The following is a 3595-nucleotide window of genomic DNA, read 5'->3' on the forward strand; positions in this document are numbered from 1 at the left end:
CCAGTATTATTACTACTAATACTATCCATAAAGGGTGTCTTTTTCCTTTATCTTTCCGAAAGTCCTTGACTTGTTTCAGTTTTTCTATTAAGCTCAACATATATTTTAAAAGTTGGCGGGCACTTTTCATTTTACAAAGACAGTGATCGCTTTTACTTTTGATATTCTGATGGGAGAATGAAACAGCCCTAGGCAAAAAATCGAAGTCAACCAAGAGTTGCCAAGTTTTAAAGCACTGGGGAAAGATGGACTGTGTCGCCTGCTGTTTTACGAATCTAGGCTGCTCTACCAACTTTTAACAAGTAATTTGCTAAAGTGATAGGTGCATAGACGATATTTACCCCAGAGCCATGACCACTTCTCCTGTTCCCCAAGGGGACGATTTTAGCGATCGCCCGATCCGTCCCGTACAATATCGGGATTTGGAAGACATTGAAGCTTTAACCCTGGATGACTTCGATGAGGATATTGATCGTCGCGCCCAAAATTTCCGCACGCAGGTGCAACAGGTGCGGCCTTGGTTTGGGTTGTTTAAAATTCTCAGTCTTTTTCCTAATCCTCTCCAACACCGTTTTCATGTCTATGTGGCCGAGTCCATGGCCAATCGGGGAGAAGAAAGGAAAATTCGCGGGGCAATCCAAGTCACCCCTTTTAATAGTAGTCGCAGCACTTGGCGGGTGGAACAGGTGCGGGTGCATCCAGCGGAGTCTTTAAGCGAACCCAAGGGCATCGGGGCGCAATTACTGCGTTATTGTCTAGAAACGGTTTGGGAAGCGCGCACCTGGGTGTTAGAGGTTAATATCAATCAAAAGGACAGTTTGGCACTTTTCCGGCAACACGGTTTTCAGCCTTTGGCGGAATTAACCTATTGGTCTTTACCGCCGCAATTATTACAGGAATTGGCGAAACAAGAGCCAGATTTACCGAATTTACTGCCCGTGAGCAATGCTGACGCTCAATTGCTTTATCAGTTAGATTGTGTGTCTATGCCGCCGCTACTGCGTCAGGTATTTGATCGCCATATCCAGGATTTTAAAATCAATTTAGTTGATAGTTTGCTCTATCGCTGTCAAAGTTGGTGCGGCAGTCCGCAAATTAGTCGCGGTTACGTTTTTGAACCACAACGAAAAGCGGCGATCGGTTATTTTGAATTAATTCTATCTAATCGGGATGAGCGACCCCATCAAGCGAAATTAATTGTCCATCCCGCCTACACTTGGCTCTATCCTAAGTTATTAATCCAGATGGCCCAGATCACTCGCAAGTATCCCCCTCGCTCGCTAGAGTTGATATCTGCCGATTATCAGCACGAAAGACGGGAATATCTGGAACAATTGGGAGCGATCCGCAGTTCCCACACCCTGATGATGTCGCGCTCGGTATGGCACAAAATCCGCGAAACTAAGCCGGAAAATTCCGCCCTAGCAGAAATGCTGCAGGGTTTACAACCGGTGCCGCGCACTCCCATCCCTAGTCGGATGTCTTGGTTAAAATGGCCCAATAATCCCCCCTTGGACTCCCTCGACAGTCCGGGGGAACTTCCCCCAGTTAAACCCCCCTCGGAACCCCCCGATCAGGGGCATCCAGTGTAATGGAAAGGGTCGCCGCCCTAGGCTTAGATATCGGTAAAAAACGGGTAGGAGTGGCAGGATGTGACGGCACAGGTTTAATCGCCACCGGTTTAACCACGATTATCCGTTCTTCTTTTGTTGCCGACCTAGCACAGTTTAAGGCAATTGTCAAGGAAAGAAATATTAAGATTTTGGTGGCGGGACTGCCCTATACCATGGCCGGAGAGTTAGGATTTCAGGCCCAACAGGTGCAAAAATACGCCCAGAAACTAGGGATAGCCTTGGATTTGCCCCTCGAATACATTGATGAGCGTTGCACGTCCCTAGAGGCGGAAGAATTCTTAAAAGCCAAAAAACAGTTTTCCTCTTGGGATAAGGGAGCGATCGATCGGGAAGCGGCGGCGATTATTTTACAACAATGGCTCGATCGCCGACGGAGAGTTAATACGGTTGTTTTAGGGGAAACTCGTTGACATCCTCACCGTCCGTTTACGGACGGTGAGGATGTCAACCATCGGTTTGTAGTCTTGTTTTAGCAATAATGCGGGTTTTCTTTAAATCTCCCTCGCTCAATTCTTCTCCCACCTGTAAACGGGTGGCATTAGTTTGGAGGACAGTGGCGGCGTTTTTTTCTCCCAATTGTAAGGCGGTTTTGGCCGCGGTTTGTAGCATGGTGGCGGCGGCTGCTCGATCGCCCTGTTTTAATTTTTCTTCAGCGATTTGGGTTTGACGATATTTGGCTAAAGTCAGAGTCGATTTCTGAACTTGCTCGTCTAATTGGGATTGATAGATAGCTTGGGATGCGATATTAAGGCTAATAGTCGCAGTTTCTAGCCCTTTTTGACCGGAAGCGGGATCATCGTAGCGAATCTTCACCTGAGCTATAGTGTGAGTACCGGGGGGAATTTGGTCAATATAGAGATTGAGGAGGAGAATTTTTTCTTCATCTATCATTAAATCACCCAAACGGGTGATGTAAAAATTGCCCTCTTTTTGTAGGGTCATTTCTATGGTTTCTGGGGCAACTTGGGCAATGGGTTTTAACTCCGCTAAATGAGTCCGAGCATCTAATTCTAATTGCAGGAAAGCGTTAGTTAATCGGACAGATTGCAAACGGTTAAATAGACGAGTAAATTCAATTAAAGCCTGTTCGGGTCTTTCGATATAAGATAAACTTCCGCCGGCGATATCGGCAATTTTTTCTAGGATATCTTGATTCCAACGATCGCCAAAACCGAAGGTATTTAAGGTGATACCGTACTCGGCCGCTACTGCGGCTAATTTTAAACAGCGTTGATTATCTCCGTGTTCATTTTCACCATCGGTAAGCAGAAAAATATGAGACACATAACCTTTGCTGCCGGTAGAACTTTCTTGAATACCTAATTTTATCCCTTCATCGATCGCCGTACCTCCTCCCGCTTGTAATTGTTGAATTTTTGAGCGAATTGAGGTCAGATCATCCTGTCGCGATTGGGAGGGAAGAATAACTTTGGCGCGATGATCGAAAGCTATTACCGAGAGACGATCGTTAACCCCGAGGGATTCTATTAAACTGAAGGCCGCTTTTTTGACCGTTTCTAGGGGTTTTCCCTGCATAGAACCGCTATGATCGAGAACTAAACAAAGATTAATCGGTAAATTTGTGTTGATCTGTTCACTGGTGGCGGCGATCGAGAGCATCAGTTGACGTTGACTGCTGCTTTGATTAGCATCGATATGACTGTCACTCAAGGCCGATTTTAGAGTTACCCGCATAAGAGTTTTTTATCGTGGTCGTTGATATTTATATTGTAATGAGTATAGTTAGATTTGTGCTTATTTTCCCGTCCAGCATCGAGTTAAACAAGTTCGAGAACTGGCTGCATCTCATTTTTGTCGATCTACGATGCTCACCCGCGGTTGTTCATCGAAAATTTTGGGTCTGAAACCCCGTCGTTCTACGACGGCTTTACCGTTAAATACTAGCGCATTTACCAAATATATGCTAAAATGTGAGACATGGAAAAAGCCTATTCGTTTCG

Annotated in this window: 3 protein-coding genes; 2 read left to right on the plus strand and 1 reads right to left on the minus strand. The window is 45.6% G+C overall.

The window, feature by feature from the left end:
• Window positions 1-350: 350 nt before the first annotated feature.
• Together EWV84_RS16345 and ruvX are read left to right on the plus strand one after the other, a co-directional pair.
• Window positions 351-1592 (plus strand): GNAT family N-acetyltransferase, encoded by a 1242-nt coding sequence (locus EWV84_RS16345; RefSeq protein ID WP_287078852.1) that lies wholly within the window; start codon window positions 351-353, stop codon window positions 1590-1592.
• Window positions 1592-2044, plus strand: a complete 453-nt coding sequence (gene ruvX / locus EWV84_RS16350) for a Holliday junction resolvase RuvX (protein WP_287078853.1) — start codon at window positions 1592-1594, stop codon at window positions 2042-2044. The genes EWV84_RS16345 and ruvX overlap by 1 nt, the downstream gene beginning before the upstream one ends.
• A gap of 34 nt (window positions 2045-2078) precedes the next feature.
• On the opposite strand, the gene EWV84_RS16355 is transcribed toward ruvX, so the two are convergent.
• Entirely contained in the window at window positions 2079-3329 is a 1251-nt protein-coding gene (locus tag EWV84_RS16355; protein ID WP_287078854.1) for a vWA domain-containing protein, read from the minus strand.
• Window positions 3330-3595: the final 266 nt, after the last annotated feature.

It is taken from the genome of Microcystis sp. M_QC_C_20170808_M3Col (assembly GCF_007095505.1).
Classification (GTDB): domain Bacteria; phylum Cyanobacteriota; class Cyanobacteriia; order Cyanobacteriales; family Microcystaceae; genus Microcystis.